Source organism: Microcoleus sp. K5-D4 (assembly GCF_036704575.1).
Taxonomy (GTDB): domain Bacteria; phylum Cyanobacteriota; class Cyanobacteriia; order Cyanobacteriales; family Microcoleaceae; genus Microcoleus.
The window spans coordinates 1-4,725 of the sequence record NZ_JAUBSD010000169.1 but is presented as its reverse complement, the minus strand read 5'-3'; the positions used below and the strand labels follow the sequence as shown (position 1 = coordinate 4,725).

The following is a 4,725-nucleotide window of genomic DNA, read 5'->3' as shown; positions in this document are numbered from 1 at the left end:
CCGCTTTTACCAACAAGGTATGCGGGCTGCAACCCTGATTCGGTCTATCTCTTAGGCATCTTTGTCACCCCCCCAGGCTCAAACAACAAAGTGTAGTCGAGTTCCATGCTTGTATGGAAGCTACTAGCATCTACGGAGAAGCTTTAGCCGAATTCCTCTATGGGGAGGGCTTTCAGGTTAGTATTGTCAATCCAGCAAGGATTAAAGGGTTTGCCAAAAGCGAACTTCTACGAACTAAAACTGACTCCGTAGATGCGGCACTGATTGCTCGTTTTTGTGCGGCGATGAAACCGTCTCTGTGGACACCAACCGCGCCCGAAGTCAAGGAATTACAAGCTTTGTTGCGACGGCTCGAATCAGTCACAGAAATGATGACGAGCGAACAAAACCGTTTGGAGACAGCTACGCCAACTGTTGCTGCCCTTACCCTCGAACACTTGGAGTATCTTAAACAACAGCAACAGCTAATCAAAAAACTCATTAGTGACCATTTTGACCAACACCCACACTTAAAACAACAGCGTGACTTGTTGACCTCAATTCCTGGCATAGGCGATTTAACAGCTTCTATATTATTAGCTGAAATTGGTGAGGTTTCCGATTACGATAATGCTCGTCAATTAGCAGCCTATGCTGGTCTAACTCCCAGCGAACGGAGTTCTGGGACTTCGGTTAAAGGCAAAACTCGTTTGTCCTGCACCGGAAACGTCCGACTGCGAAAAGCATTATATATGCCAGCAGTAGTGGCGATGCGTTACAATCCCTTGCTTAAAGCCATGAGTGAGAGATTATTGGGTCGTGGAAAGGTCAAAATGCAGGTGATTGGTGCGCTGATGAGGAAACTGGTGCATTTAGCTTTTGGGATTTTAAAATCCCAAAAGCCTTTCGACCCCAATTATTTGACTGCTACCCCTTGACAGGTCAAGACAGTATCTAAAACTTATTCGTTACCATCTTTACGGGCGATTCCCTACGGGATAGCTTCGCTTCACGTACTTACTTCAAACTCTCACAGAACAAGTGCTTGAATTCAAATCTCTCTTAAATCAATCCGAAATTTATCGCACTAATACTGCTAGCAGAAACACCACTGAGAGAAGCTAAAATCTCCCCAGTTTGTGCAAATCGGATTAAAGTTGCACCGCTATCTTGGACAATTGCCAATTGCGAGAAACTCAACCCGTTACCCAATACTAACAAGTCTTTACCGAGTTCAAAATCATCAATTGTATCAATACCGGAATAGCTAGAGAGTAAGAACTTATCATTCCCTACATCCCCTACTAAGGTATCATCCCCCAAATCGCCGCTGAGGAAATCGTTACCCTGACCTCCTAGCAGAATATCATTGCCTTGACCGCCGTAGAGAGTATCGTCGGCTTTTTCACCAATTACGATGTCTTCGCCTCGATTGCCAGAAAGGAAGTCAGTAGCCGCACCACCAGTCAAAGTATCAAAACCCTTTCCGCCGTAGAGAGTATCGTCACCAATTCCACCATCTGTTAAGTCGTTCCCTTGATTGCCATTCATCCAATCGTTGCCATCTAGGCTAAACAGCAAGTCATTTCCTTTTTTACCGCGCAATATATCATCGCTAGTGCTGCCCGTAATGGTATCATCGCCATCTGTGCTTTCGGTAGAATTTTCCCCATCTTTAACGAATTCTATACCGCTGCTGGGGAAAGGTTCTTCGGAGGTAGACGGTGTACTGGAGTCATCAGTATCTACAGTATTGCGGACTGTGGGATTGTTAGCTGTCGCCGACTGAATTTGGGTATTGAGAGATGCACCAGTATTTTCGGAAATCGCCGACTGAATCGTCTTATTTCCGGCTGCGACTTGCAGTAAATCTTGGGCTACTTCTCCTTGTGCAACTTTTTGTATGCGGGCGATTTCTGTGGCGGCATCTGAGGGCGAGGAATTGCTGGAGGCGATCGCCTTTATTCGCTGATTTCCCTCGGCAATAATAGAGGCAGCATCCGAAGCAATACTAGATAGTTGCGGTACTTGCAGTTGACTTGTCGCCGACTCAATAATCGCCTGCAATTGCGTTGAATTGCTTAAATCGACAGTGCCAGATTTAATTTGATCGGCAACGGCGGAAATTACGCTCTTGGCAATCTCATTTTTCGCGGTATTGGAAGCACCGCTAATTAAATCAGTTATCAAAACAATGGTATTTTGCACCTCAGCGTGTGCTGCATAAACCGCCAAACCGTTCGGGTCGTTTTGAGTAATTGCCTGTAGCGGATCGTAGCTACTCAAGTCAATTCCTGACGACACTCCCAGTGCAGATTTTACCTGAATTTGCGCCTGATTGGGGTCAGTACCTTGCTCGATAAACTCGGTCAATAGGGTAGTTAACGGAGTGACGACAATAGCATCTGGTGTGGCAAATAGGGGCGTTTGCTGTGGCAAATAAGTAGAGGTATTGATGCCGTCTATGAGTACAATTTTGCCTTCTTCCGGTTCGAGGTCGCCACTATTATTTTTGTCGAATTGGTCAAGAGAAACATCTAAGTCAAAGCTGCCCTCTGCGTTAGTAATTGAGAACGGTTCGTTTTCATCCTGAACTCCATTAAAGTTGGCATCGAAGAAGACTGTCGCACCCGCCATGTAACCGTTAATTGCTCTACCCCTCGTGCTAGAACTAGGCCCCACACTAAACTTAGCTAACTCAAATGTGGCAAAGTTCTTATCGTAGACTGTTTTGTAATCTAATCCGCAAGGATAAGGTATACTGATGCGCTTCCGAAATATTTTGAAAGTTTTCTCACAAAATTTGACTGAAATTGCCTTAGCTTCAGCGCCCAAGAAAGCATTGACTTTTCCTGTGACATCAAACAGTTGCGAGGGTTTGCTGATGCGGGAAGTGATTTCTGATACTCGGATTTTGCCGTCGCCACCTTTTTTGGGTTGGAATTCTCCAATATCTATCAGATCGATGCCGACTTTTCCTTGAATTCCACCTTTGACATAACCGGAGACAATTTTCGCATCTAGCCCAGCGCCCACCGCAATACTAGCGTCAAGAGTGAGTTCGTCAACATCTCGCCCTGTACCGTCAGCATTTTGGCGATCGCTCACATAAAATCCATCCAAAACTTTGCTAGCAGAACCCGCAGCAAAATTAGAATTTTTCCACTGGTTTAATCCGTAGGTATCGTACCCAAATCCTAGATGAGCTGAAGCACTAAACTTGCCTTCAAGTAAACCATTGATCGGCCCCCATATCGGAAAATCTTTCCGAATCTTAAAGTCAAATCCCAGTTTTGGCATCTGATAGCTTAAGAGCGAAACATCGGGTTTACCTATCAGCAATTGAATCGCAGTTTCCGGTTTAGTCAAGAGTGGCAAATCAAAACCATCAATATCTTGTAAAGCATTTAAGAATTCCTTGACCTTGCCGGTTGTTTTGGAGTTTATTTGTTGCTTAGCGGTTTGCTGTACAGTAGTTTTTGGAACTGGGGAAGCATTCTGAAGATTAGCACTTTGAGCGGTAACATCTATATTCCCCAGAGTGTAGGAACCAAAGTCTATTTTATCGGGAGAGTTGGCTATTTGGTTTGCCAAATTAACAACTTTATCAACCTTAGCAACCGCATCTAAAAAGCGAGTATCGATATTGCGACCCGAGATTTTTGCAGCCAATTCTAGTACGCTGACTTTGCCATCCTTATTTTTATCAAACGGCCCCGCTATACCTAGCTTAGACAGTAACTTTGTGTCGGCATTCAGAAAGTTAATAACGGGTCGAAATGGTTTAATGACATCAGAAATTTTACCGACAATTGGTTTGGCAAAATTATTGACAAATGTCCCCAAATCTAGTTGCATATTGTTAAGTGCAACGGTGGGTTTTTGCGGTCCGGTTAACTGACCGTTAGCGTAATTTAGGATGGGCCAATTAACTGCTAAGTCGAAGTTATAGGAGGGGAATGCAGCATTGCCGTTGATGCTGGTTTTTGCTGTGAGACCGAGATTAGCATTGCTCGTTAAGTTGGCATTGAATAAATCTTTGAACTGATAGTTACCTTGCAGTTCTGGCAAGGTGAGGCGAGAGCCATCATTTGGGCCGCCCAGATTGTCTAAGTCTTTCAGCTTGACTTCAAGCTTGGCATCGACTTTAGTAGGTTTTTTAGTATCGTTTGCCAGGTCAACTTGGAAAAAACCTAAGTTGCCTTTTGCCTTGAATTGGTCATTTAGACCCAAGTCAATGTTGGCGGTTAACTTGGTTTGGTCAGTATCTATGTAGCAGCCGAAATCTTTACTAACACCAACTCCTAGGGACAAGTTGTAGTTGTATTTTGATTTGGCTTTTCCATCTACATCTAAGTTTAATGCCGGTACTCCTAAGTTTTTCGAGAGATTGATGTCGGGAAACTGATATTTCTTGCCCAGAGTAATTAGCAAGGTACTTTCCGCAGAACTCGAATTCCCAGTGAGAGCAACATTGAAGTCCGATCCCAGTGCAGTGCGGAGGCTAGTTTCTAACTGACTCAGAGTTTGATTTCCCTGATTTTTAATCGTATCGACTAACTTAGTCTTGATATTGCCAATAAAATCTGGAGAAATGTTCTTGAGAGGGCCGACAATGGGTAGGTTAACTGCCTGTAATTGATCGTTAAGAATTTTCTCAAGTTTATCCAATCCAGCTTCTACGCCGCACCAATTCTTCTGTGTGTCGATGGTACCAACAGGTGTCGGCGGTGTCGGCGTGACTGG

Annotated in this window: 2 protein-coding genes and 1 pseudogene; 2 read left to right on the top strand and 1 reads right to left on the bottom strand. The window is 44.3% G+C overall.

What is annotated here, in order from left to right; translation table 11 throughout:
- Nucleotides 1-98: 98 nt before the first annotated feature.
- Nucleotides 99-389, top strand: a pseudogene (locus tag QUA77_RS28640) (IS110 family transposase); the annotation flags it as partial.
- Entirely contained in the window at nt 369-917 is a 549-nt protein-coding gene (locus tag QUA77_RS28635) for a transposase (RefSeq protein ID WP_333453991.1), read from the top strand. The pseudogene QUA77_RS28640 and the gene QUA77_RS28635, both read left to right, overlap by 21 nt.
- Nucleotides 918-1,041: 124 nt before the next feature.
- Here the strand turns inward: QUA77_RS28635 and QUA77_RS28630 are convergent.
- A partial coding sequence (locus QUA77_RS28630) for a calcium-binding protein (protein WP_333453989.1) occupies nt 1,042-4,725 on the bottom strand: 3,684 nt, incomplete at its 5' end.

Excerpts from the sequence above, each read along its gene's own strand:
- QUA77_RS28635 (WP_333453991.1), top strand. The coding sequence starts at position 369 with ATGATGACGAGCGAACAAAACCGTTTGGAGACAGCTACGCCAACTGTT.